General features: G+C 73.1%; 22 protein-coding genes. 8 read left to right on the top strand and 14 right to left on the bottom strand.

Annotation, left to right across the window (positions count from 1 at the left end; genetic code table 11):
- Positions 1-180: 180 nt before the first annotated feature.
- From EDC50_RS07830 to EDC50_RS07820, 3 genes are all read left to right on the top strand, one after another.
- Positions 181-2,418, top strand: coding sequence for a carboxy terminal-processing peptidase (locus tag EDC50_RS07830; RefSeq protein ID WP_123769929.1), 2,238 nt, complete (start codon positions 181-183; stop codon positions 2,416-2,418).
- Between the two features lie 131 nt (positions 2,419-2,549).
- Positions 2,550-2,807: a VOC family protein gene (locus tag EDC50_RS07825; protein WP_199742064.1), complete on the top strand. Its 258-nt coding sequence runs from the start codon at positions 2,550-2,552 to the stop codon at positions 2,805-2,807.
- An 88-nt stretch (positions 2,808-2,895) separates the two neighbouring features.
- Positions 2,896-3,759 carry a methylated-DNA--[protein]-cysteine S-methyltransferase gene (locus EDC50_RS07820; protein ID WP_123769928.1) on the top strand — a complete coding sequence of 288 codons (864 nt, stop codon included), beginning with the start codon at positions 2,896-2,898 and terminating at the stop codon, positions 3,757-3,759.
- Between the two features lie 34 nt (positions 3,760-3,793).
- Here the strand turns inward: EDC50_RS07820 and EDC50_RS07815 are convergent, their stop codons facing one another.
- Entirely contained in the window at positions 3,794-4,288 is a 495-nt protein-coding gene (locus EDC50_RS07815) for an Lrp/AsnC family transcriptional regulator (protein ID WP_123769927.1), read from the bottom strand.
- 186 nt (positions 4,289-4,474) lie between these two features.
- On the opposite strand from EDC50_RS07815, the gene yedA reads away from it, so the two are divergent.
- The 3 genes from yedA (at position 4,475) to EDC50_RS07800 (ending at position 6,882) form a co-directional block, all read left to right on the top strand.
- Positions 4,475-5,413 (top strand): drug/metabolite exporter YedA, encoded by a 939-nt coding sequence (gene yedA, locus EDC50_RS07810; RefSeq protein WP_123769926.1) that lies wholly within the window; start codon positions 4,475-4,477, stop codon positions 5,411-5,413.
- On the top strand, positions 5,410-6,321 hold the full coding sequence (gene rarD, locus EDC50_RS07805) for an EamA family transporter RarD (RefSeq protein WP_123769925.1): 912 nt from the start codon (positions 5,410-5,412) through the stop codon (positions 6,319-6,321). The genes yedA and rarD overlap by 4 nt, the downstream gene beginning before the upstream one ends.
- A gap of 63 nt (positions 6,322-6,384) precedes the next feature.
- The gene (locus tag EDC50_RS07800; protein ID WP_242002969.1) at positions 6,385-6,882 is read left to right on the top strand and encodes a DinB family protein; all 498 of its coding nucleotides are present in this window, start codon (positions 6,385-6,387) and stop codon (positions 6,880-6,882) included.
- A 278-nt stretch (positions 6,883-7,160) separates the two neighbouring features.
- Here EDC50_RS07800 and EDC50_RS07795 read toward each other — a convergent pair whose 3' ends face one another.
- The 5 genes from EDC50_RS07795 to EDC50_RS07775 all read right to left on the bottom strand — a co-directional run bounded on the left by EDC50_RS07795 (position 7,161) and on the right by EDC50_RS07775 (position 13,085).
- A complete protein-coding gene (locus EDC50_RS07795) occupies positions 7,161-8,486 on the bottom strand; it encodes an ABC transporter permease (RefSeq protein ID WP_123769924.1) in 1,326 nt (441 codons plus the stop codon).
- Positions 8,487-8,498: 12 nt separating this feature from the next.
- Entirely contained in the window at positions 8,499-9,665 is a 1,167-nt protein-coding gene (locus EDC50_RS07790) for an ABC transporter permease (protein WP_123769923.1), read from the bottom strand.
- A gap of 129 nt (positions 9,666-9,794) precedes the next feature.
- Entirely contained in the window at positions 9,795-10,484 is a 690-nt protein-coding gene (locus tag EDC50_RS07785) for an ABC transporter ATP-binding protein (protein WP_123769922.1), read from the bottom strand.
- Between the two features lie 169 nt (positions 10,485-10,653).
- Positions 10,654-11,895, bottom strand: a complete 1,242-nt coding sequence (locus tag EDC50_RS07780) for an efflux RND transporter periplasmic adaptor subunit (RefSeq protein WP_123769921.1) — start codon at positions 11,893-11,895, stop codon at positions 10,654-10,656.
- A 449-nt stretch (positions 11,896-12,344) separates the two neighbouring features.
- A complete protein-coding gene (locus EDC50_RS07775) occupies positions 12,345-13,085 on the bottom strand; it encodes an FMN-dependent NADH-azoreductase (RefSeq protein WP_242002970.1) in 741 nt (246 codons plus the stop codon).
- A gap of 90 nt (positions 13,086-13,175) precedes the next feature.
- Between EDC50_RS07775 and EDC50_RS07770 the strand changes: the two genes are divergently transcribed.
- Positions 13,176-14,081 (top strand): LysR substrate-binding domain-containing protein, encoded by a 906-nt coding sequence (locus EDC50_RS07770; RefSeq protein WP_123769920.1) that lies wholly within the window; start codon positions 13,176-13,178, stop codon positions 14,079-14,081.
- A 108-nt stretch (positions 14,082-14,189) separates the two neighbouring features.
- Here EDC50_RS07770 and EDC50_RS07765 read toward each other — a convergent pair whose 3' ends face one another.
- From EDC50_RS07765 to EDC50_RS07730, 8 genes are all read right to left on the bottom strand, one after another.
- Positions 14,190-15,566, bottom strand: coding sequence for a leucyl aminopeptidase family protein (locus tag EDC50_RS07765; RefSeq protein WP_123769919.1), 1,377 nt, complete (start codon positions 15,564-15,566; stop codon positions 14,190-14,192).
- Positions 15,563-16,282 (bottom strand): HAD family hydrolase, encoded by a 720-nt coding sequence (locus tag EDC50_RS07760; protein WP_123769918.1) that lies wholly within the window; start codon positions 16,280-16,282, stop codon positions 15,563-15,565. Before EDC50_RS07760 ends, EDC50_RS07765 begins: the two co-directional genes overlap by 4 nt.
- Positions 16,283-16,734: 452 nt before the next feature.
- Complete coding sequence (locus EDC50_RS07755) at positions 16,735-17,529, bottom strand: alpha/beta hydrolase family protein (protein WP_123769917.1); 795 nt, start codon at positions 17,527-17,529, stop codon at positions 16,735-16,737.
- Positions 17,530-17,615: 86 nt separating this feature from the next.
- Positions 17,616-18,725, bottom strand: a complete 1,110-nt coding sequence (locus tag EDC50_RS07750) for an AI-2E family transporter (protein WP_123769916.1) — start codon at positions 18,723-18,725, stop codon at positions 17,616-17,618.
- Positions 18,722-19,225: a hypothetical protein gene (locus tag EDC50_RS07745; RefSeq protein ID WP_123769915.1), complete on the bottom strand. Its 504-nt coding sequence runs from the start codon at positions 19,223-19,225 to the stop codon at positions 18,722-18,724. The genes EDC50_RS07750 and EDC50_RS07745 overlap by 4 nt, the downstream gene beginning before the upstream one ends.
- A 22-nt stretch (positions 19,226-19,247) precedes the next feature.
- Positions 19,248-19,835 (bottom strand): phage holin family protein, encoded by a 588-nt coding sequence (locus EDC50_RS07740; protein ID WP_242002971.1) that lies wholly within the window; start codon positions 19,833-19,835, stop codon positions 19,248-19,250.
- Between the two features lie 9 nt (positions 19,836-19,844).
- The gene (locus EDC50_RS07735) at positions 19,845-20,210 is read right to left on the bottom strand and encodes a hypothetical protein (protein ID WP_123769914.1); all 366 of its coding nucleotides are present in this window, start codon (positions 20,208-20,210) and stop codon (positions 19,845-19,847) included.
- A 29-nt stretch (positions 20,211-20,239) separates the two neighbouring features.
- Positions 20,240-21,673 (bottom strand): Do family serine endopeptidase, encoded by a 1,434-nt coding sequence (locus EDC50_RS07730; RefSeq protein WP_123769913.1) that lies wholly within the window; start codon positions 21,671-21,673, stop codon positions 20,240-20,242.
- 574 nt (positions 21,674-22,247) lie between these two features.
- Between EDC50_RS07730 and EDC50_RS07725 the strand changes: the two genes are divergently transcribed.
- Entirely contained in the window at positions 22,248-24,401 is a 2,154-nt protein-coding gene (locus tag EDC50_RS07725) for an adenosylcobalamin-dependent ribonucleoside-diphosphate reductase (RefSeq protein WP_123769912.1), read from the top strand.
- Positions 24,402-24,571: the final 170 nt, after the last annotated feature.

Genomic DNA, 24,571 nt, shown 5'->3' with positions numbered 1-24,571 from the left:
CCCCCCAGCTGAACGCCGAGCGGCGCGGGCGCCGAAGGGCGGCTTTCGGCACGCAATTTCCCGCCGCGGGCGGGTGACAGCCGCCGCAACTTTCGGCACTGTGGGGCGGTCGAACTCCGGCCCATGCTGACTCCGACGCCCCGTTCCGATCCGGCCGACCGCGGCCGCAAGCCTATCGCGATGAAAGCCAAGACCACGCTGCTCGCCGCCCTCCTGCTGACCACGCCGCTGGCCTGGCTCGCCCATGCCGACGACGCCAAGACCTCGCAGCTGCTCGAGGTGCCCGATTCGGGCAAGCCGAGCCTGATCAAGTCGGTCGAGGCGCTGCCGCGCACCGCCACCGCCGACCAGACCACCGCCGCCAAGCTGGTCTACGGCCTGCTCTCGGACAGCCGCTACGCGTACCGGCCGCGCGCGCTCGACGACGCGCTCTCGGCCGACATCTACAAGCGCTACCTGGAGGCGCTCGACGGCGGCAAGCAGTTCTTCACCGCGCAGGACATCGCCCGGTTCGACGCCTACAAGCTCAAGCTCGACGACGCGATCAAGAGCGGCGAACTGGCGCCGGCGTACGCGATCTTCGCCACCTACAAGCAGCGCGTCGACGAGCGCGTCGCGTACGCGCGCGGCCTGCTCAAGCAGGACATCTTCCGCTTCGACGGCGGGGACCGCTACGAGTACGACCGCGAGGACGCGCCGTGGGCCGCCGACCAGGCCGCGCTGGACGAGCTGTGGAAGCAGTCGGTGCGCAACGACTGGCTGCGCCTGAAGCTGGCCGGCAAGAAGCCGGAGGAGATCCGCAAGACGCTCGACAAGCGCTACACCAACATGGGCAAGTCGATCGCCGAGCTGAAGGGCGAGGACGTGTTCCAGACCTTCCTCAACAGCTACGCCAACTCGATCGACCCGCACACCGACTACTTCACCCCGCGCACCGCCGAGAACTTCAACCAGTCGATGTCGCTGTCGCTGGAGGGCATCGGCGCGCAGCTGCAGAAGCAGGACGACGTGGTGGTGATCCGCGAGATTCTGGTCGGCGGCCCCGCCGCACGCGACGGCCGGCTCAAGCCGGGCGACCGCATCGTCGGCGTCGGCCAGGGCGAGAGCGGGCCGATGGAGGACGTGATCGGCTGGCGCATCGACGACGTGGTCGCGAAGATCCGCGGGACCAAGGGCACCAAGGTGCGGCTGGACATCGTGCCGGCCGAGGCCGGCCAGGACAGCGAGCCCAAGCGCATCGTGCTGGTGCGCGACAAGGTGCGCCTGGAGGAACAGGCGGCCAAGTCCAAGGTGCTGACCATCCCGGGCCGGGACGGCGAGCCGGAGATGCGCATCGGCGTGATCGAGCTGCCCGGCTTCTACCAGGACTTCGAAGGCCGGCGCCGCAACGCCAGCGACTACGCCTCGGCCACCCGCGACGTCGCCAAGCTGCTCGCGCAGCTGAAGGCGGACAAGGTGGACGGCGTGGTGCTGGACCTGCGCAACAACGGCGGCGGTTCGCTCAGCGAGGCGATCGAGCTGACCGGGCTGTTCATCGACAAGGGACCGGTGGTGCAGGTGCGCGAATCCGGCGGCCGCGTCAGCGTCGAAAGCGACACCGACACCGGCATCGCCTGGGAAGGCCCGCTCGCGGTGCTGATCAACCGCGGCTCGGCCTCGGCGTCGGAGATCTTCGCCGGCGCGATCCAGGACTACGGCCGCGGCCTGGTGATCGGCGAGACCACCTTCGGCAAGGGCACGGTGCAGAACCTGGTCGACCTGGACCGCTGGCCGGCCAACGAGGAGGCGCGCTTCGGCCAGGTCAAGCTGACCATCGCCCAGTTCTTCCGCGTCAGCGGCAGCTCCACCCAGAACAAGGGCGTGGTGCCGGACATCGCGTTCCCGGTCACGGTTGACGCCAGCGAGTACGGCGAGAGCACCTACGATAACGCGCTGCCGTGGACCCGCATCTCGGCGGTGCCGCACACCCGCTACGGCAACTTCGCGCCGCTGCTGCCGAAGCTGGAGGCGCGGCACACCGAGCGCATCGCCCAGGACAAGGAATTCCAGTGGTGGTCCGAGGACGTGGCGCAGTTCCGCGAGGAGCGCGCGAAGAAGTGGGTCAGCCTCAACGAGGCCGAGCGCCGCGCGCAGCGCGAGCGCGAGGAGACCAAGCGCAAGCAGCGCCAGGCCGAGCGCAAGGCGCTGGGCCTGGACCTGGATCCGCTCGCCGAGGACATCGACGACGGCCTGGCCGCGAGCGAGCGCGACGTGGTCAAGGACGCCGAGCGCGAGAAGCTGGCCGAGAAGCGGCCGGACCCGCTGCTGCGCGAGTCGGCGGCGATCCTCGCCGACGCGGTGCGGCTGCTGAACGCCGACCGGCAGCTGTCCGCGCAGGTGCTGCCGACCGCGACCGTGCGCGGCCACTGGGCCGACTGAACCCCGGCGCCGGGCGCGCCCGCCCGGCGCCGCCGCCGCGCGCGTGAAGGTCGAGCGCATCGTCGTCAGCCTCAGCCGGTGCCGGCGCGGTCCACCACTTCTGCGTCGACGGCCTGGGCCTGGACGTGCCGATGGGCCACGGCGGGCTCGTCGCCTGCGGTTCGGACGAGCGCCTGGCGGTGCAGGTCGGCGTGGCGTCGCAAGGCGGCTCCGGCGCGCCGGTGCCGCGGCTGCCGGTCGAGGTCGACGACCTGGACGCGGCGCGGGCCCGGTCGCGCGGGCCGGGCTTCGGGCCGGAGTACGGGCCGGCGGGCGAGCCCTGGGGCGTGCGCCGGTTCTTCGTGCGCGACCCGATAGGCCCGCCGGTCAACGTGCCGATGCCCCTGTGAACGGCGCGGCGCGGCGCGCGTGACGCGCGCCTGGCCGGGCGCAAGGATCGGATAGCCCGGCCACCACCGCCGCCGTAGGCTGGGACTCATGAACGCGAACGCCGAACCCGCCGTCCTTTCCTCCCGCCGCGCCGGGCCGCTGCAGGACAAGCTCGAGCGCGCCCGCCGCCTGCTCGACGAAGGCGAGCCGACCCTGCTGGAACTGGCGGTGCAGGTGGGGCTGAGCGCCTCGCACCTGCAGCGCCGGTTCCGCGCCCGCTACGGCCTGAGCCCGGCCGAATACTTGGCCCAGCGCAAGCTCGGCGCGCTCAAGGGCGCGCTGCGCGAAGGCCGCGACGTCAGCGCCGCCCTGTACGAGGCCGGCTACGGCTCGCCGTCGCGGGTGTACGAGGACGGCGCCGCGCGGCTGGGCATGACCCCGGCGCGCTACCGTGCCGGCGGCGCCGGCGAGCGGATCCGCTGGAGCCTGGTCGACACTGCGCTCGGCACCGCGCTGGTCGCGACCACGGAACGCGGCATCTGCGCGATCGAACTGGGCGGCGACGCCGCCGCGCTGGAAGCGAAGCTGCGCGCGGAGTTCCCGCGGGCGACGCTGGAGCGGGTCGACGCCGGCCGCGACGACTACCTCGCCCCGCGCCTGCGCGCGGTGGCCGAGGCGCTGGCCGGCAAGCGCGCGCAGGTGCCGGTCGACCTGATCGGCACCGCGTTCCAGAAGAAGGTCTGGGATGCATTGATGAGGATCCCGCGCGGGCAGACCCGCAGCTACGCCGAGATCGCGCGCGAGATCGGCCGCCCGCAGGCGACGCGCGCGGTGGCGCGGGCCTGCGCGGCCAACCGGGTGGCGATCGTGGTGCCCTGCCACCGCGTGGTCCGCGGCGACGGTTCGCTCGGCGGCTACCGCTGGGGCCTGCCGCTGAAGCAGCGGGTGCTGGAGAGCGAGCGCGCGGCGTAGCGCGCGTGCGGCCAGCGGGCGGGGGCAGCCGCGCTCACCGGCGCCGTTTCTGCGCCGTCCGCGTCGGCAGCTGCAGGCCGGCCTTGACCACGTCGAACACCATCCGCGTCTCGTAGCGCTTGATGTTGCCCTCGTCCATGAAGAGCCGGTCGGCGACCTCGCGGCAGTGGGCGACGCCGCAGGTGGTCAGGATCACCAGGTAGTCCCACTCGCCGGCCAGGGTGTAGCACTGCTGCACTTCCGGCGCGGCGCGCATGCGCGCCTGGAACGCGGCGTGCAGCTTGGCGGTCTCGCGCTCCATCGCCACCAGCACCGTGGCCAGGGTGACGTGCGGCAGCTGCGCCGGGTCGAGCACCGCGATCTGCCGCAGCAGGCCGCTCCTGCGGTAGCGGGTCAGGCGCCGCTGCACCGCGCTCGCCGACAGGCCCACCGCCTCGCCGAGCTCGCCCAGGGTGGCGCCGGCGTCGCGCTGCAGCCGCTCCAGCAGGCGGTGGTCGAATTCGTCGAGAACGGGAGGCGGGCCGGCCATGCAAGATTTTTGCGTTGGACCGCATGATTTATCAATCGCGTTTCCGCCCGGCCCGCTACCCTGTGGGCGATCCGAACGTTTCCGCGCCGGCGGCGCGCCCGAGGCATCGCATGCGCCGGGCGCGCGCCGGCGCCGTCGGCGTCCGGCCGCGCGCTGTTCCGCTCCTCCCCTACGCCTGGAATCCGCATGAGCATCGCCGCTTCGTCCGCCGCCCGGGCCGCCCCGAGCGGCCTCGCCGTCGCCTTCGCCCTGGCCTCGGTCTACGTCCTGTGGGGCTCGACCTATCTTGGCATCCGCTACGCGCTGGAGGGCTACCCGCCGTTCCTGCTCGGCGCGCTGCGCATGGCCGTGGCCGGTGCGCTGATGTACGCGGTGCTGCGCTGGCGCGGCGCGCCCGCGCCGACGCGAAAACAGTGGAAGACGCTGTGGGTGCTGTCGATCTGGATGGTGGTGTTGTCCAACGGCCTGGTGAACCTGGCCGAGACCGAGGTGAGCTCCGGCCTGGCGGCGATCGCGGTGGCGTCGATGCCGTTGTTCGCCGGCGTGTTCGCGATGCTGCGCGGGCGCCACCCGTCGAAGATCGAATGGGTCGGCCTGGTGATCGGCTTCCTCGGCGTGATCTGGCTCAACGCCGGCGGCGAGCTGGCCTCCTCGACGCTCGGCCTGGTCTGCCTGATCGTGGCGCCGATCGCCTGGGCCTGGGGCTCGATCTGGAGCCGCGACCAGGACCTGCCGGAGCCGTTCATGGCCGCGGCCGGGCAGATGATGACCGGCAGCGTGTGGATGCTGGTCGCGGCGCTGCTGCACGGCGAGCGCATGACCGCGCTGCCGGGCGCGAGCGCCACCGCGGCGCTGCTGTACCTGATCGTCGCAGGCTCCATCTTCGGCTTCACCGCCTACATCTGGCTGCTGCACCACGTGCGCCCGGCGCTGGCGACCAGCTACGCCTACGTCAACCCGCCGATCGCGGTGCTGTTCGGCGCGCTGATCGCCGGCGAGCGCTTCACCGCGCACGACCTGGGCGCGATGGCGGTGATCCTGGCCGGCGTGGTCATCATCACCCTGGCGAAGTCGCGCGCGCCGAAGCCGGTCGCGGCGAGCGACGCCGGGGAGGGCCGCGCATGAGCGCGGCCGCTGCCGCCGAGCGCCGCAGCGGCCTGCTCGTCGCCGCCGCCGCGTTCGTGCTGTGGGGGCTGATGCCGCTGTTCTGGCACCTGCTCAAGGCGGTGCCGTCGCTGCAGATCGTCGCCCACCGCATCGTCTGGGGCGCGTTGATGGTCGGCGCCTGGCTGCTGTGGAAGCAGGGCCGCGGCTGGCTGCGCGCGATCCTGGCGCGGCCGCGCGCGGCGGGGATGCTGGCGCTGAGCGGGCTGCTGATCGCGTTCAACTGGGGGCTGTACATCTGGGCGGTGAACGCCGGGCACGTGGTCGAGACCAGCCTGGGCTACTTCATCAACCCGCTGCTCAACGTGGTGCTCGGCGTGGCCTTCCTGCACGAGCGCCTGAACCGCACGCAATGGGCGGCGGTGGGGCTGGCCACGGCCGGCGTCGCCTGGCTGGCCCTGCGCTACGGCCAGCCGCCGTGGATCGCGCTGGCGCTGGCGCTGTCGTTCGGCCTGTACGGGCTGGTGCGCAAGCTGGTCGCGGTGGATGCGGTCGCCGGCCTCGGTGCCGAGAGCGTGTACCTGTTCCTGCCGGCATTGGCGCTGATGCTGTGGGGCGAATCGCACGGCATGGGCGGTTTCCTCGGCGGCTGGGGCTGGCGGCTCGACCTGCTGCTGGTGCTCGGCGGTGCGCTCACCGCGCTGCCGCTGATCGGCTTCGCCTACGCGGTGCGGCGCGTGCCGCTGTCGGTGGTGGGGCTGATGCAGTACATCGCCCCGACCCTGCAGTTCCTGCTCGGCGTGCTGTTCTTCCGCGAGCCGTTCGACGCCACCCGCGCGTTCGGCTTCGCCTGCATCTGGGCCGGCCTGGCGGTGTTCGCCGGCGAGGGCCTGTGGCGTTCGCGGCGGCCGGTGGTGCCGGCCACCTGACGTCCGCGCGGCGCCGGGCGCGCCGCGCGTCCCGCTGCGATCCGCAACCGAGAGGAGACCGCGATGAGCCTGGACCCCGCCACGCTCGCCGCCCTGGCCGAATTCCCGCGCCGGCTCGAGGCGCACTACGCGGCGATCCCCGCCGGCTACGCGAACTGGGCGCCGCCGAGCTGGGCGGGCGTGCCGAGCGAGCCGTTCACGCCGATCGAGCAGCTGTGCCACGTGCGCGACGTCGAGATCGACGGCTACCAGCGCCGCTTCCGCCGCGTGCTCGAGGAGGAGCGGCCGTTCCTGCCCGGCATCAGCGAGACCTTGCCCGCCGAACGCTGCTACGCCGAGGCCGACGCCGCCGAGGTGCTGGCGCGCTTCCGCGCCGCGCGCGCCGGGACCGTGGCGCTGCTGGCCGCGCTCGACGCGCGCCAGCTCGCGCGCACCGCCGAGTTCGAGGACTACGGCCCGGTGACCCTGCGCGCGCTGGTCCACTACCTGTGCAGCCACGACCAGCAGCACCTGGCCGGACTGCAGTGGCTGCGCGGCAAGATCGAGGCGCACGCGCGCTAGCCTCGCGCTGCGGCGAAACGCACGCGCTGGCGGCGCGCGCTCTGCCGACCTCCCTGCGCGACGCGAGCGGGCGAGGGCATCGCCGCGTTGGGCGATGCCGCCGTTGCCGCGGGGCCTGCACCCTGGCGCGGGCGGGAAGCCCGGGTGCTGCGCGGGGATCGTCCCGCTGCCGATGCGGGAACGACTGGGGCCGCGCGACCGCCCGCGCCGACGAGGCGCAGTCCGCGCCTCGCCACGCCACGCCAGGGCCCGCTCCGGCGCGCGGAGCGGCGCACGCGCTACGCCGCGCGCAGCGCTTCGGTCACCGGCAGCCGCGCCGCGCGCAGCGCCGGGAACAGGCCGCCGACGAAGCCGATCGCCAGCGCCCACTTCAGCCCGGTCCACAGCACCGCCGGCGAGACCTTGAACTCGAAGGTCAGCTGGCCCACGCCGCCGGCGATGGTCGAGGCGGTGTAGCCGTTGAAGATGGCCCAGGCGACGAGGCCGCCGATCAGCCCGCCGACCAGCGCCAGCAGCATCGTCTCCAGCATCACCGCCACCACCACCGGCAGCGAGCGGAAGCCGATCGCGCGCAGGGTCGCGATCTCGCGCGCGCGGTTGGCGACCGTGGCGAACATGGTGTTGAGCGCGCCGAACACCGCGCCGATGGCCATGATCGCGCCGACCACGATGCCGATGATGCGGATGATGTTGGTCATCTGCTCGGACTGCTTGCTGAAGTACTCCAGCGTGGTGCTGGCGTCCACGTCCAGGCGCGGGTCGGCGGCGAGCGCGGCCTTGAAGCCCTTGAACGCGGCGGCGTTCTCAAGCCTGGCGGTGACCGAGGTGCGGGTGCTGCCGCGGCGGTAGGTGGTGGCGACCACGTCGGCGTCGCCCCACAGCTCCGACTCCATCGCGTCGCCGGAGCGGAACACGCCGACCACCGTCCACAGCTCGCTGCCGAGGCGGATCTGCTTGCCCACCTCCAGCCCGCGGAACTGGCGCTGCGCGTTCGCGCCGACCACCACCTCGCGCTTGCCGCTGTCGAACCGGCGGCCTTCGACGAGCTGCACGTTCGGGCGCACCGCCCAGGCCTGCTCGCCGACGCCGCGCAGCTGCACGCTGCCGTCCTCGTCCGGGCCGCCGTCGCGCAGCGGCAGGTTGGCGGCGACCACCAGCTCGGCCGAGGCGATCGGCCGGCCCTGCGCGTCGCGGGCGATGCCCGCGGTCTGCGAGATCGCGTTGACGCTGTCGTGGTCGAGGGTGGACATCACCTCCGCCGCGGACGCGCCGCGCATCACGATCGCGGTGTCCTCGCTGCCGCTCTTGCGCAGGGTCTCGCGATAGCCCTCGGCCATCGCCAGCATCGCGGTCAGCACCGCGACCACGCCGGCGATGCCGATCACGATCACCGAGGAGGCGCCCAGGCGCTGGCCGATCGTGCTCACGCCGACCTGGGTCACCGAACCGGCCTGGCGGCCGCGGCGGGTCAGCAGCATCCACAGCGCGAACAGCAGCGCCAGCCCGAGCAGCACGTACCAGGGCAGCGCCAGCCACCCGGCCAGGCCGATCGCCACCACCAGGAACAGGCCGAGGCCGCCGAAGAAGGATCTGATCTTTTTCATCGCGGTTCTCCGTTAGCGGCCCGACAGCGCGTCGACGATGTTCAGGCGCATCGCCCGCAGCGCCGGCAGCGCGCCGACCAGCAGGCCGATGCCGATCATCAGCGCCAGGCCCAGCAGCCAGCTGCTCGGGCCCACCGGCGGCATGTTGATCACGCCGCCGCTGCCGACGTTGATGATCGGCCCGAGCACGGCGGCCAGGCCCAGCCCGAGCACGCCGCCGAGCAGCACCAGCAGCACCGACTCGGCCAGCACCAGGCCGAGCACGCTGCCGTTGCTGAAGCCCAGCGTCTTCAGGATCGCCAGCTCGGGAACGCGTTCGCGCACCGCCTGCGCCATGGTGTTGCCGGTGAGCAGCAGCAAGGTGAAGAACACCGCGCCCATGATCGAGCCGACGATCAGGCCGATGTCCGCGGTCTGCTTCATCCACGAGGCGAACGCGGCCTGCTCGGTCTGGGTCTTGGTCTCGTGCGCGGAGTTGGCCGACAGCGCGTCGATCGCCTTGGCCACGCGGTCGGCCTGGGCAGGGTCCTTCACCCGGGTGACGTACCAGCCGACCTCGCCGCGGTTGTACGGCGTGGACTCGTCGAAGTACTTCCACTGCATCAGCACCAGGCTGTCGTACCAGCCGCCGCTGGCCTTGTCCTTCGAGCGCAGCGTGCCGACGATGTCGAAGCTCCAGTTCTTGCTGCCGTCGCGGTTGGGGAAGATGGTCGACTGCAGCGGGATCTTCTGCCCGACCTTCCAGCCGAAGCGCTTCATCAGCACCTCGCCGACCAGGATGCCGGTGCGGGTGTTGGCGAAGGCCTCGCGCTGCGCCGCGCTCACCTCGATCTCCGGGTACAGGTCCAGGTAGTTCGGCGCCACCGCGAAGCTGAAGATCTGGTTGCGCGGATCCTGGTAGGCGCCGCCGAACCAGTTGGCGTAGGTCGCCGCGTCCACGCCGTCGACCCGCTGGATGCGCTGGTGCAGCGACAGCGGCAGGGTCTCGATGAACGACAGCCGCGAGCCGGTCTGCAGGCGCGAGGCGCCGGCGGCGCTCTTGCCGGCCTGGGCGAAGCTCTCGCGCACGCCGTTGAGCAGGCCGAACAGCAGGAACGCGGCCAGGATCGACAGCAGGGTCAGCACCGTGCGCGTCTTGCGCCGGAACAACTCTGCCCAGATCAGGTGGAGATACTTCATGCTGCCTCCGTGTCTTGTGTCCCTTCCCGCTTGCGGGAAGGGCGGAAGGGAGGGAACCGCGCGATCGGCGCGTCGCCGGCGGCGGCCCGTCCCGGCCCTCTCCCGCGCGGGAGAAGGCCTGCCCGTCGGTCACGCCGCGCGCTGCGCCTGTTCGACCAGGGTGCCCTTGTCCAGATGCAGCGTGTGGCTCGCGTACTCGGCCGCCTTCGGGTCGTGGGTCACCATCACGATGGTCTTGCCGTGCTCGCGGTTGAGCGTCTGCAGCAGGCGCAGGATCTCCTCGGCCGACTGGCGGTCGAGGTCGCCGGTGGGCTCGTCGCAGATCAGCAGGGTCGGGTCGGAGACGATCGCGCGCGCGATCGCCACGCGCTGCTGCTGGCCGCCGGACAGCTCGTTGGGCTTGTGCTTCAGGCGCTCGCCCAGGCCGACCAGGGTCAGCGCGATCTCGGCGTTGCGCTTGCGCTGGGCCGCGCCCAGGTGGGTCAGCAGCAGCGGCAGCTCGACGTTCTTCTGCGCGGTCAGGGTCGGCATCAGGTTGTAGAACTGGAACACGAAGCCGACGTGCTGGCTGCGCCACTGCGACAGCTGGCCGGCGCTCATGCGGTCGATGCGCTGGCCGCCGACCTCGATCTCGCCCGAGGTCGGCGTATCCAGGCCGCCGATCAGGTTGAGCAGGGTGCTCTTGCCCGAGCCGGAGGGCCCCATCAGGGCGACGAAATCGCCCGGCTCGATGTCCAGGTCGATGCCGTGCAGCACGTCGACCTTCTCCGGGCCGCGCTGATAGGTCTTGTGCAGATTGCGGAGCGAAACCAATGCCATCGCGGTTGCCTCGTGAACGGCCGGGCGACGTCCCCGGCCCTGGGAAACCCGTGCGGGGGACGTCGCCCCGCCTGCTGCCTGTGCGCCCGGCGGAACCGCGTCCGCCAGGCCTCCTGCAGACGACGAACCGCGCGGCCGGTTTTCGACACGCCGCGGCGCGCCGGCGGCGTTACTCGGCCGCCGCGATCCTGACCCGGTCGCCGTCCCGCAGGGCCGGCGGCGGGTCCAGCACCACGGTGTCGCCGCTGGCGAGGCCGGACAGCACCTCGCGGTCGCTGCCGAGGGTGCGGCCGAGCTTCAGCGCGCGCCGTTCGACCCGCGCGTCCTCGCCGCCGGCGACCACGAACGCGACCTCGGCGCCGTCGCGCTGGGCGATCGCCGCCGCCGGCACCCGCACCCCGCGCGGCCCGGCCTGCGCCTCGCGCGCCGGCGCGGCCTCGAGGAAGCGCACGTTCACGCCCATGTCGGGGACGATGCGCGGGTCCTTCTGCTTCAGCGCCACGCGCACCTTGACCGTGGCCTTGCCGCGGTCGGCGGCGGGAATGATCGCGATCACCTCGGCCGGGATCTTCCAGTCCGGATAGGCGTTGAGCGTGGCCTCGACCGGCATCTTCGGCTTGACCCGGCCGATGAAGGCTTCGCCGACCTCGACCTCGACCTCGAGCGAATCCATGTCGACGATGGTGCCGATGCCGGTGCGGGTGAAACCGCCGGTGGCCAGCGGCGAGACGATCTCTCCGGGCTGCGCCGCCTTGGCGGTGACCACGCCGGCGAACGGCGCGCGCACCACGGTGTTGTCCACGCCGATGTCGGCGATGCGCAGGCGGTCGCCGGCCACCCGGGCGTTGCGCTGCGCGGTCAGCAACTCGGCGCGCAGCGAGTCGCGCGCGGCCACCGCTTCGTCGTACTGCGACTTCGACACCAGCTGCTGCGCGACCAGGGTGGACAGGCGGCGGGCCTCCGCCTCGGCCTGGGCCAGGCGCGCGCGCACGCTCTCCACCTGGCTGCGCGCGGAGCCCAGCTGCGCGGCGGCCAGTTCGCGCTCGGCGTTGGCGTCGATCGGATCGAGCGTCGCCATCACCTGGCCTTCCTCGACGCGCTGGCCTTCCTCGATCAGCACCTCGCGCACCTTGCCGGTGATCTTGGCCGAAACCGTGGCCATGCGCCGCGCGACCACGTAGCCGCTGGCGTCCAGCACCGAGGCGGCCTCGCCGCCGCCGCCGAGCGCGACCGCGGTGGCGGTGCGCACTTCCGGCGCCGGTTCGCGGCCGAACAGCGCCCAGCCGATGCCGCCCAGCACCAGCGCGGCGGCCACCGCCGCCAGCGCGATCCACAGTCCGCGCCGCGACGGCGGCGGCGGCGCGCTGCGGTCGATGCGCAGTTCCCTGAGCAGGTCGGCGGAGTTGTTCATCGACGGTCCAGACGATGCGAAAGAGGGGAGTGTGACCGCCGGCGGGCGGAAAGGCAGGGCCGGAAGTCACTTCTTCGCCGACGGTCCGCGCCGGCGGAACGCGAAGCCTATGCGATCCGCGCAGTGGCGTCATCCAAGGGGGTGGGAAGCGGGCGCGACGCGCGCGGCCGGGCCCGGCCGCGCGCCGCGAGGCCGGACCCGCGGAACGTCCGGCGAGACCGCGGTGGTCGCGGCGAACGGGTCGCGGGTGCGCGGACGCTGCAGGCGGGCCGGTCGTCGGCGCTCATGGCCGGTCGCGCGACGACGCGCCGGCGCTCCGCTCTCCGGACCGGCGCGCGCCTGGCGCGGGCGATGCGCTCCGCATGCGCGCGCGGCGGACGCACGGGGCGGCCGCCGCGCAGGCGCGGCCTCGAGGCATCGGGGCCGCGGACGACGGGACGTGCGCGGGCTCAGGCCGGCTGCAGGGCGCGCGGCGCCTGCGCGGCGGCGGTCTCGGCCAGCATCGCGTCGACCAGCGCGTCGACCCGTGCCTGCGCCTGCGCGACCGAGGCCGCCAGGCGCTCGCCGCCGAATTCCTCGTTCTCCACCGCCACGCCGCGGACGTCGCGGATGCCGATGAAGCCCAGCGCGGTGCGCAGGTGCGGCTCGAGGTGGTTCATGTGCGCCAGCGGCCCGCCCTCGTCCATGCCGTGGCCGCCGCGCGAGGACAGCACCACCACCCGACGCGGCTTGTCGGTCAGCAGCGGGATGTACGGATCGTCGCCGCGCGAGGGATCGAACACCACGGTGCGGCCGATCCGCACGATGCCGTCGACCCACGCCTTCAGCGGCACCGGCATGCCGAAGTTGTACAGCGGCGCGCCGATCACCAGCAGGTCGCTTTCGATCACCTCGTCGACCAGCACGTCGCTCTCGGCCAGGCGCTGCGCCATCCACGGCTCGCGCCGGTCGCGGCGGGTGAACTCGGCGCGGATCCAGTCGTGGTCGACCGGCCGCGGCGGGGCCGCGCCCAGGTCGCGGTAGCGGACCGGGTCCTGCGGCCGCGCCGCGCGCCAGCGGGCGACGAAGCGCTGGCTCAGGGCGCGCGTGTGCGAGCCGTGCGGGTCGACGCCGTGGCGGCCGGGGCGGGCGCTGGCGTCCAGATGCAGCAGGCGGATCATCGTGTCACCTCGTAGGTTAGGATCGTTCATGCGTCGGGCCCGATCGCCGCCTACGCTAGGTCCGGCAGACGAGGCTGACAAACGATCTTTTCTTCGAGGACGAGTTAGGAAAATTCATCCATGAGCCGCCGTCTGCCCTCCCTGTCGGCGCTGCGCGCGTTCGAGTCCGCCGCGCGCCTGGGCAGCGCCAAGCGCGCCGCCGCGGAGCTGTCGGTGACCCCGGCGGCGATCAGCCACCAGCTGCGCCAGCTGGAGGACGAGCTCGGCCTGGCGCTGTTCGTGCGCCGGCCGCGGCAGCTGGTGCTGACCGCGCCCGGGCAGGACCTGCAGCGCGCGCTGGGCGAGGCCTTCGCGACCATCGCCGGCGCCGTCGAGCGCGTGCGCGCGCCGCAGCGGCGCAGCCTCACCCTGAGCACGACGCCGGCGGTGGCCTCGCGCTGGCTGGTGCCGCGCCTGCCGCAGCTGCGCGAGGCCTGCGCCGGCCTGGACCTGCGCATCCACGTCTCGCACGAGCCGGTCACGCTGGACGGCGTCGAAGCCGACGTGGCGATCCGCTACGGCAGCGGGCGCTGGCCGGGCCTGGTCGCGCACAAGCTGTTCGACAACCTGTTCGCGCCGGTGTGCAGCCCGATGCTGCGGTTGCGCGACCGGCGCGAGTTGCCGCGCCACACGCTGCTGCACTTCGCCCCGCCGGGCGCGCGCAGCGCGCCGGTCGACTGGGCGATGTGGCAGTCGCAGGCGCGCGTGCCGGGCCTGGACGCGGGCGTCGGTCCGGTGTTCTCCGACGAGACCCACACCATTTCCGCGGCGCTGGCCGGGCAGGGCGTGGCGCTGATGAGCCTGGCGCTGGTCGCCGAGGAACTGCGCGCCGGCTCGCTGGTGCGGCCGTTCGGCCCGGAGCTGCAGGCCGAGCCGTTCCACCTGGTCTATCCCGACAGCCGCGAGCAGGACTGCTGGCTGCTCACCCTGCGCGACTGGATCCTCGGCCTGCCGCCGCTGGCGCTGCCCGCGCGCGGCGTGCGCTGAACCATGCGCATCGCCGGCGTCCCCGCGTTGCGAAGCCATACCCTCGTACCCGCGCTACACGGGCCGAACGAGATGGAAGAGCGGGATGGATGAGCCGGAAACGACGGCTCAGCCGCAGTAGCGCCCGGCCAGCATCGCGTAGGCGGCGCGCAGGCCCTGCGCCTCGCCGCCGGCGGGGCGGCCGGGACGGTCGTTGTCGTTCCAGGCATAGACGTCCAGGTGCGCCCACTTCTGCCCGGCGGGGACGAAGCGCTCCAGGTAGATCGCCGCGGTGATCGAGCCGGCCATCCGCGACGGACCGCCGTTGGCGATGTCGGCGATCGTGCTCGACAGATAGCGCAGGTACGGGCGCCACAGCGGCATCCGCCACAGCGGATCGCGCAGGCGGGTGCCGGCGTCGAGCCATTGCGCGGCGAGCTCGTCGTCGTTGCTGTACAGCGCCGGCAGGTCGGGGCCGAGCGCGATCCGCGCCGCGCCGGTCAGCGTGGCGAAGTCGAGCACCAGCTCCGGCCGGTGCTCGGCGGCGTAGGCCAGCGCATCGCACAGGATCACCCGTCCTTCCGCGTCGGTGTTGTCGATCTCGACGCTGACGCCGGCGCGGGTGGCGACCACCTCGCCGGGGCGGAACGCATCGGGGCCGACCGCGTTCTCCACCGCCGGCACCAGCAGGGTGATCCGCAGCGGGAGCCTGCGCGCCATCACCAGCTCGGCCAGGGCGATCGCGTGCGCGGCGCCGCCCATGTCCTTCTTCATGTTGCGCATGCCGTCGGCCGGCTTGAGGTCGAGGCCGCCGGTGTCGAAGCACACGCCCTTGCCGACCAGGGCGACGTGCGGGTGCGCCGCCTCGCCCCAGCGCAGCGCGATCAGCCGCGGCGCGCGATGGCTGGCGCGGCCGACCGCATGGATCGCGGGGAAGTTCTGCGCCAGCAGCGCGTCGCCGGCGATCACCTCGACCTGCGCGCGGTGGCGCTCGCCGATCTCGCGCACCACCTGCTCGAGCTGGTCCGGGCCCATGTCCTCGGTCGGCGTGTTGACCAGGTCGCGCACGCGCAGGCACGCGGCCAGCTGTGCGGCGGCGTCCTCGTCGAACGCCGGCAGGTGCAGCTGCGCCGGCGCGCGCAGCGGCTTGCGGTAGCGCTCGAAGCGGTAGCTGCCCAGGCCCCAGCCGAGCTGCAGCGCGGCGCGCGCCTCGTCCGGCAGCGGCGTGGCGAGCGCGAACGCGCGCGCGGGCAGCGCGAACGGCGCGTGGCCGTAGGCGGCCGGGTCCAGCGGGTCGGCCACGCCGATCGCCGCGCCGGCGAGCTGGCCGTCGGCCCCGGGCAGCGCCAGCGCCGTCGCCGGCGCGGCGTCGAAGCCCTGCGCCTGCGCCCAGGCGGCCGCGGCCGGCGGCAGCGCGGCGCGCCAGGCATCGAGGCCGTCGCGGGCGACGACGTGCAGCGGCAGGGCGCCGGCGGCGGATTCGGCGAAACAGGCGGGCAGGTTCATGCGGCGACGGTGTCCGGAGTGGTGTGCGCCGCATCCAGCCAGTCGGCCAGTTCGGCGAGGGTGGTGAACTCGAGGTCGGGGCGCGGCTGCGCGTGCGGCCAGGCCTGGCCGTCGCGGTTGAGCCAGCAGCAGCGCAGGCCGGCGCGGTGCGCGCCGAGCACGTCCATCTCGACGTGATCGCCGACGTGCAGCACTTCGTGCGGCGCCAGCGCCAGCTGCGCGCAGGCGGCGTGGAAGATGCTCGCGGCCGGCTTGGCGGCGCCGTGCTCGCGCGCGCCGAGCTGGAACGCGAAGTGGCGGTCGATGCCGATCCGCGCCAGATCGGCGTTGCCGTTGCTCACCGCCGCCAGCGGCACGCGCGCGGCGAGCCGCTGCAGCGCCGGCAGCGCGTCGGGATAGAACTCCACGCGGTTGCGCTCGACGTGGAACGCCTCGAACGCGACGTCGGCCAGCGCCGGGTCGTCGCCGGCCAGCTCCATCGCCCGCACCAGGGTCAGGCGGCGCAGTTCGCTGAGGTCGTGGGCCAGGTCGGGGCGCTCCAGGTGCAGGCGCTGGCGCAGCTCGCGCATCGCCTCGACCGGGAAGCACCGGGCGGTGTTCGGGCAGTGCCGCAGCAGCCATTCGTGCAGCACCCGCTCCACGCGCGCGCCGATCGGCGCGAACGGCCACAGGGTGTCGTCGAGGTCGAGGGTGATCGCGCGCACGGGAAAACGCATGGCGGCATTTTAGCCTGCCGTGCCCGGGCCCCCGGCCGACGGGCGCGGGACGTTCCGTGCACGGGTTCGCGGCAGCCGGACGGACCCGGGTGTAAGAAGCGGACGCCCGTGCCGCTGCGCGCGGCCGGGCGCCATCTCCGCGGCCCGGCGGATCGCCTCCGGGTGCGGCGTGGATCGCCACCCGGCCCTGGCGCACCGGAGGCCGCCGGACCGCGGCGCAGCGCGCTGCGCCCGTTCGTGGCCCGCAAGCAGGAGGCAAGGCAATGGACGCGCCCCGCATTCGCGAACCGGCGCTGTTCGCGATCGTGCTGCTCGGCACGTTGGCCGCCGGCCTCGCCCTGGCGGGTGCCGGCCGCACGGAGTGACGTTCTGCGACGAGGCCCAACGCCGTCGGCTGGCAGGTCGGCCATTGCGACGGCCGCTACAGCTTCTTCGCCACCCGTACCCGGGGTCTACACGATCGAGCCGCTGTGCTGTCCGGAGGACGGGCGCGTCCGCCGCAGTCCGCCCAGGCGCACCTCGCGCAGGCGTTCGTCGAGCCAGCGCGCCAGCAGTTCGGCGTAGGCGCGGCGGTGGCGAGGCGTGCCCAGCTCGTGATCGGCGCCGGCCAGGACGCGCGCGGTCAGCGAGCGCGCCGCGGCGAAGGCGGCGAGGTAGTTGCGCGCGACCTGGCGCGGCAGCACCTCGTCGCATTCGGATTCGACCAGCAGCACGTCGCCGCGGAAGCCGGCGCAGGCGCGCAAGGCGCGGTTCTCCGCCGGGGACAGCGCGCGCTCGCGGAACGCGCGCAGGTCGTGCTCGCGCTTGATCGCGCGCTTGGGCGCGCACCAGTCCTCGTCCGGGTACAGCGCCGGCGAGCGCAGCGCGAGCCAGCGCACCGGGCGCCGCTGCGCCAGCAGCGCGGCCAGGTAGGCGCCGTAGCTGAAGCCGACCACCGCGATCGCGGCCGGATCGACTCCGGCGCGCGCCGCCAGCCAGTCGTAGGCGGCGACCAGGTCGTCGAGGTTCTGCTGGCGGTTGACCGTGCCGTGTTGGTCGGCGGTGTCCTCGTGGCCGCGCAGGTCAAACGCGAGGCCGGCGCAGCCGAGCGCCGCGGCGTCGCGCAGATGGCCCAGCGCGCGCCTGCGGTTGCCATTCCAGCCGTGCACGAACAGCGCCGCGGGCAGCGCCGCGCCGGGCGAGGCGAACGTGGCGCGGATGCGGTCGCCGGAAACTTCGAGTCGAACCTGGCGCAGCGTTGCATGCATCGGAATGTCCCGGCCGCATCCCCTTCGCGCCTTCCAAGTAGCCGATGCGCGAACGCGGCGGCGTGAAGGCGCGCGCGCCGGGGCGCTCACTCCAGCAGCCGCGCCCAGCCCTCCAGGCCCGAGATCCGCGCCAGCACCAGCTTCACGCACACCAGCAGCGGCACCGCCAGCAGCAGGCCGATGATCCCCCACAGCCAGCCGAACAGCATCAGCGCCAGGATCAGCACCAGCGGCGACAGGCGCATGCGCCGGCCGAGCACGATCGGCGTGATCAGCTGGCTCTCCACCGTGTGCAGCAGCAGGTAGATGCCGGCCGGCAGCAGCGAGGGCCACAGCGCGTCGAAGGCGACGAAGCCCATCAGCAGCATGATGACGATGCCGATCAGCGGGCCGACGTAGGGCGCGAAGTTGAGGATCGCCGCCATCGTCCCCCACAGCAGCGCCTCCTGCAGCGGCACGTCGAGCGCGTACAGCGCGCCGGTCAGGGCCAGGCCGACGCCGAGGTTGATCAGGCTGATGGTCAGCACGTAGCGCGAGATCTCGCGCTCGATCGACTGCAGGATGTCGACGGTGAGCTTCTGCTGCTGGCGCGTGGGCAGCAACGCGATCGCGTTGCGCTGCAGGGACTGCCCGTAGACCATGAAGAAGAACGTCAGCAGCACCACCGCCAGGACCGACGCGAGCCGGCGCGGCGTGGCGGTGAGCGAGCGGTAGGGATCGTTGGCCTCGGTGCGCACCACCTGCACCGTGCGGGTCTCGCCGCCGGCGACGCGGGCGATGTTCTGCGCCGCGCCGGCGGCGTCCTGCATCGGCTTGGTCATGGCGCGCAGCTTCGGCGCCAGCTGCCGCATCTCGCGCGGCACCTGGCGCACCCATTCCCCGGCTGGTTCGATCAGCTGGTTGCCCAGCGCCACCGCGCCGGCCAGGCCACCGGCGATCAGCAGCGCCGCGCCGAGCATGCGCGGCAGCCGCAGCCGCTGCAGCCCGCGCAGGATCGGGTTGCCGACCAGGGCGAAGAACATCGCCAGCAGCACCGGCAGGATCAGGTCCTGCGCCGCCCACAGGGCGAAGCCGACCGCGAGCGTCGCCAGGGTCAGCGCCGCCGCCGAGGCGCGCGGCCGCGGCGCGGGCTGTTGCGCGGGTTCGCTGCCGTCGTCGCCGGAATCGGATCGGGGTGGGGCGGGGTCGGGGGTCACGGTGCGGCGGTGTCGGCGGTGGCGGCGCGGGCGGCCCGCTGCGCGGCTTCGCCGTGCGCGAGGGCGTCGCTGTCGGGGTCCGCGACGGTGCGCGGCGCGGCAGTGGCCGCCGATTCTGGCGCACGCGCGGCGGATGCGCCCGCCTCGTTGCCGGTGCCGGCGGTCTCCGCCACTTCCTGCGCGCTGGCGGCGGCCTGCTCGGCCTCGCCGGCGGCGGCCTGGGCGCTGTGCCCGGCGAACAGGCCGGACAACATCGAGGCCAGGTGCAGCGCGCTCTGGATCGCGCCGCCGCCGCGCCGGGCCAGGCGCGCGGGTTCGGCGCGTCCGGCGAGGAAGCCCGCGGCCAGGCCCACCAGCACGATCCGCCCCGGCGTCCACAGCTCCCGCCAGGAGCCGCGCAGCTGGCGCAGGTCGGCGGCGGCGCGGCGCTCGTGCGCCTCCAGCGCCTGTTCGGCGCGCTGCACCTTGTGGATCAGCAGGTCGAAGCGGCTGCGGCTCATGGGCGGCTCGGTGCGGGGCGGCTCACGGCGGCACGATGTCGCCGCCGGTCGGGTCCTTCGGCGGCGCCTTGCGCGCGGCCTCGCGCAGCGCCTCGGCGGCCTCCCGGCCGGGTTGCGGCGCGTCCGGGGGCGGCATGAAGTCGGCCAGTTCGCCCAGGCCCAGCCGCGCCAGTTGGCGGCGGGTGGCCTGCAGCCGGGTGTATTCGAAGTAGCGCAGCGCGCGCCAGCCGGCCAATGCGGTGGCGACCAGGCTCAGGCCGGCGGCGATCAGCATCGCGCTCAGCCAGGACAGGCCGACCCGGGACAGCAGCGCGACCAGCGCCGCCATCAGCAGCAGCCAGGCCGAACCGCCGGCGGCGACGGCGAGCCCGGCGAACGCCAGCCCGCGCCCGGCGGCGCTGCGCGCCAGGGCGAGGTCGGCGGCGAGCAGGTAGCGCAAGGCCTTGCCGGCGTCGATCGCGGCGCCGAGGCTGGCATGGCCGGTGGCGCGGATCTCGCGCAGCGCCTCCAGCAGGTCCGCCGGCGACGCCGCGCGCGCGGAGGCCGCCTCGTCGCGCGCGGCATCGGCGCCGGGCGCTTCGGCGTCGGCGTCGGCGCGGGTCTGGCGCACGGCGCCCGCTTACCTGTCGCCGCCGTTGCGGGAGAGCTTGGCGATCAGCCAGCCGGCGGCGAAGGCGACGCCGAACGACGCCAGCGGGCGCTCGCGGATCAGCTCCGCGGCGCTGTCGAGCAGGTCGCGGCCCTTGTCCAGCAGCACGTCGACCTGCTCGCGCGCGGCGCTGCCGGCCTGCTCGGCGGCGTCGATGCCGGCGAGCGCGCCGTCGGCCAGGTCGGCCTTGACCTGGGCCTTGCCGAGCTTGAGCTCCTCGCCGGCCGCGGCGGCGGCGTTGCGCAGCGTGTCGCCGGTGTCGGCGGCGGCCTGCTTGAGGTGGCTGCCGGCCTCGCTGAGGCTGTTCTTCATCGCATCGGTCGAGGTGGGGGACATGGGGGAACTCCTCTCTGCGGACGGGGGCGTCACTGCACCAGGATGTCGTACGGGCGGTTGCCGCGCACGATGCGCAGGATCAACTGTGCCGGCGCGCGCGTGAAGCTCGCGCGGAAACCGGCCAGGTCCTCGAACTGGCCGACGTTGGCGGCGATCACGATGTCGTCCTTGCGCAGGCCGTTCTGCGCGGCGCGGCTGCCGCGCTCCACCGACTCCACCAGCACGCCGGCCAGGCCGGCGCGGCGCAGGCGCTCGGGCAGCTCGGCGAAGGTCGCGCCGGCCAGGCGCGGGTCCAGCTGCAACCCGGCCAGGCTGCGCGGCTGCTCGCGCAGGGTCGTGGCCAGCTGCAGCGGCTTGCCGTCGCGGCGCACGTCGAGCGTCACCCGGCTGCCGACCGGCTGCAGGCCCTCGAAGTTGCGCAAGCTGTCGCGGCCGTCGATGCGCTGGCCGTTCGCGGCCAGGATCACGTCGCCCGGCTGCAGCCCGGCCGCCGCCGCGGCGCCGCCGGCGAACACCTGCGTGACCAGCGCGCCGCGCGCCTCGTCCAGGCCCAGGCCGCGCGCCAGCTGCGGGGTCACGTCCTGCGACTCCAGCCCGAGGGTGCCGCGGATCACCACGCCGTTGTTGGCGATCAGCTGGTTCATGATGTTGCGCGCCAGGTTGGTCGGGATGGCGAAGCCCAGGCCGATGTTGCCGGCCATGCTGCCGCGCGGGTTGAAGCTGGCGGTGTTGATGCCGACCAGCTCGCCGTCGAGGTTGACCAGCGCGCCGCCGGAATTGCCCGGGTTGATCGAGGCGTCGGTCTGGATGAAGTTCTGGAAGCCCAGCCCCGGCAGGCCGCTGCGGCCGACCGCCGAGACGATGCCCGAGGTCACCGTCTGGCCGATGCCGAACGGGTTGCCGACCGCGACCACGAAGTCGCCGACCCGCAGCCGGTCCGAGTCGGCCAGCGGCAGCGCGCTCAGGTTCTGCGCCGGGATGCGCATCAGCGCCACGTCGGTGTCTGGGTCGGAGCCGACGAACTCGGCGGCGAGCGTGCGGCCGTCGGCCAGCGTCACCGACACCTCGTCGGCGCCCTCGATCACGTGGTGGTTGGTCAGCACGTAGCCGTGGCGCGCGTCGACGATCACGCCCGAGCCGAGCGACTGGTTGATCCGCTCCTGGGTCAGCTCGGGGAACATGCGGCGGAAGATCGGGTCGTCGCCGAACGGGCTGACCCGGACCCGCTGCTTGGTGTGCACGCTGACCACCGCCGGGGTGACCCGCTCCAGCATCGGCGCCAGCGACGGCAGCGGCGTGGTCCCGACCGCGGCGGGCAGCGCGGCCACGGTCGGCGTCGCCGCTGGCAGCGACGGCGCGGCCCGCGCCGGCGTCTCCAGGCCGTCGCGGATCGCGGTGGCGGCGAAGCCGCCGAAGGCGGCGGCCGCGGTGAGGGCGAGCAGGGTCTTGGTCGAGGTCCGCATGGACGGGCTGGACGCGTTGTCGGTAGGTGAGGAGAGGACGCGGCGGTGCCGGACATCGTGGTGGCCGCGCCGCGGTTCAAGCCTATACAAGGCTGAACGGCGCGGGGCAGTGTCGGAGATGCGCGCTAAACCGGCAATGAAGTTCGCGCGTCCACGGGCGCACGCGCGGTGCCGCGCCGCGCCGCGGCGATGTCGCGCGCGTCCTCGCGCCCGCTCGCCGTTCCTCGCCGGCTTCGCGCACGTTCGCCGAAGATGCGCGAAGCGCCCCGACGGCGTTGACTAAAGCGGGAGGCCGGAGTAGCGTGAGCCCTGCCTCGCCACAACATCTTGTGGTCGTCTTGGCGACGGGAGCCCAAATGCAGGCCCCCGGCCGAAGTTGCTGGACGCTGTACGCGCGCGGCGAAAGCGGGAGCGGGATGGGCGGAGGAGCAGACACAACGCATTGCGACGCGGGCGCACTGGACGCACCCGCGGGCGTCGCCGTCGCCGGCCTCCGGCCGCGCGCGGAGCGGGACACACCATAAGAAACCCGGCGCCGGGTCCGCCCGGCGCCAGAACGAGGAGAAAGTCAGGCATGAGCACAGTGCGCCTCGAGGCGGTCAAGCCGGCCGCGGCCGAACGCGAGATTCCGCTGCAACCGGCGTCCCTGGACATCTGGGACAAGAAGTACCGGCTCAAGACCAAGACCGGCGAGGCGATCGACGCCGACATCGACGGCACCTACCAGCGCGTGGCCCGCGCCCTGGCCGAGGCCGAGCCGAACGGCGAGAAGCGGCAGTACTGGTACGAGCGGTTCCTGTGGGCGCTGCGCCGCGGCGCGATCCCGGCCGGCCGCATCACCTCCAACGCCGGCGCGCTCGAGCACAAGCCGGCGACCTCGACCATCAACTGCACCGTCTCCGGCACCATCGAGGACTCGATGGACGGCATCCTGGAGAAGGTCCACGAGGCCGGCCTGACCCTGAAGGCCGGCTGCGGCATCGGCTACGAGTTCAGCACCCTGCGCCCGCGCGGCGCCTTCGTCGCCGGCGCCGGCGCGTACACGTCGGGCCCGATGTCCTTCATGGACATCTACGACAAGATGTGCTTCACCGTGTCCTCCGCCGGCGGCCGCCGCGGCGCGCAGATGGGCACGTTCGACGTCAGCCACCCGGACGTGAAGGACTTCATCCGCGCCAAGCGCGAGGACGGCCGCCTGCGCCAGTTCAATCTGTCGCTGCTGATCACCGACGGCTTCATGCAGGCGGTGGAGGCCAACGCCGACTGGCCGCTGGTGTTCCCGGTGCACGTCAAGGAGCAGGGCGACCTGGACCTCGACGACCCCGGGCAGGTGGTCTGGCGCGAGTGGCCGACCCACCGCAACTACATCGTCCGCGACGACGGCCTGGTCGCCTGCAAGGTCTACGGCCACATCAAGGCCCGGCACCTGTGGGACATGATCATGGTCTCGACGTACGACTACGCCGAGCCGGGCTTCATCCTGATCGACCGCGTCAACGAGATGAACAACAACTGGTGGTGCGAGAACATCCGCGCCACCAACCCCTGCGGCGAGCAGCCGCTGCCGCCCTACGGCGCCTGCCTGCTGGGCTCGGTCAACCTGACCAAGTTCGTGCGCAAGCCGTTCACCGACGAGGCCTCCTTCGACTGGGAGGAGTACAAGGAAGTCGTGCGCGTGTTCACCCGCATGCTCGACAACGTGGTCGAGGTGAACGGCCTGCCGCTGGAGCAGCAGCGCCAGGAGATCCTGCGCAAGCGCCGCCACGGCATGGGCTTCCTCGGCCTGGGCAGCGCCGTGACCATGCTGAAGATGAAGTACGGCTCCAAGGAGTCGTGCGAGTTCACCGAGCGCATCGCCCGCGAGATGGCCGTGGCCGGCTGGGAGATGGGCCTGGCGCTGGCGAAGGAGAAGGGCCCGGCGCCGATCATGGAGGAGCGCTTCACCGTCACCGCCGAGATGCTGCGCAAGCGCCCGGAGATGGCGAAGGACGGCTGGAAGATCGGCCAGGAAATCCCAGGCAAGGTGCTGCACGCCAAGTACAGCCGCTACATGCAGCGCGTGGCCACGGTGGCGCCGGAGCTGGTGGAGGAACTGGCCGAAACCGGCGCGCGCTTCACCCACCACAGCTCGATCGCGCCGACCGGCACGATCTCGCTGTCGCTGGCCAACAACGCCTCCAACGGCATCGAGCCCTCGTTCGCGCACCACTACAGCCGCAACGTGATCCGCGAGGGCAAGAAGACCAAGGAGAAGGTGGACGTCTACAGCTACGAGCTGCTGGCCTACCGCGAGCTGGTCAACCCGAAGGCGATGCCGTTCTCCGACGATCCGGAGGCCCGGCTGCCGGACTACTTCATCGCCGCCGACGACATCACGCCGAAGGAGCACGTCGACGTGCAGGCCGCGGCGCAGAAGTGGGTGGACAGCTCGATCTCCAAGACCGCGAACGTCCCGACCGACTACCCGTACGAGGACTTCAAGGACATCTACCGCTACGCCTACCAGCAGGGCCTGAAGGGCTGCACCACCTTCCGCTTCAACCCCGCCGCGTTCCAGGGCGTGCTGGTGAAGGAGGCCGACCTGGAGAACACCACCTACCGCTTCGAGCTGGAGGACGGCAGCGTGGTCGAGGTCAAGGGCAACGAGCAGATCGAATACGACGGCGAGCTGCACACCGCCGCCAACCTGTTCGATGCGCTGAAGGAAGGCTACTACGGCAAGTTCTGAGGCTCCCGCCGCCGGCGTTCCCGCGAAGCGGGAACCCACGGCGTCGGGAGCGCCAGCGGAGGGAGGCGGCCGCACCGCCTCCGCGCGGAACCCGGGCCGTTTCCGCGATTCGCTTTTCCGGCCCCGGGCGTGGCGCGCATTCAGCCGCCGCGCACGCGCCACAGGTATAG

It is taken from the genome of Vulcaniibacterium tengchongense, assembly GCF_003814555.1.
GTDB classification, from domain to species: domain Bacteria; phylum Pseudomonadota; class Gammaproteobacteria; order Xanthomonadales; family Xanthomonadaceae; genus Vulcaniibacterium; species Vulcaniibacterium tengchongense.
The sequence above is the reverse complement of the archived record's forward strand: the minus strand, read 5'-3'. Positions and strand labels throughout refer to the sequence as shown.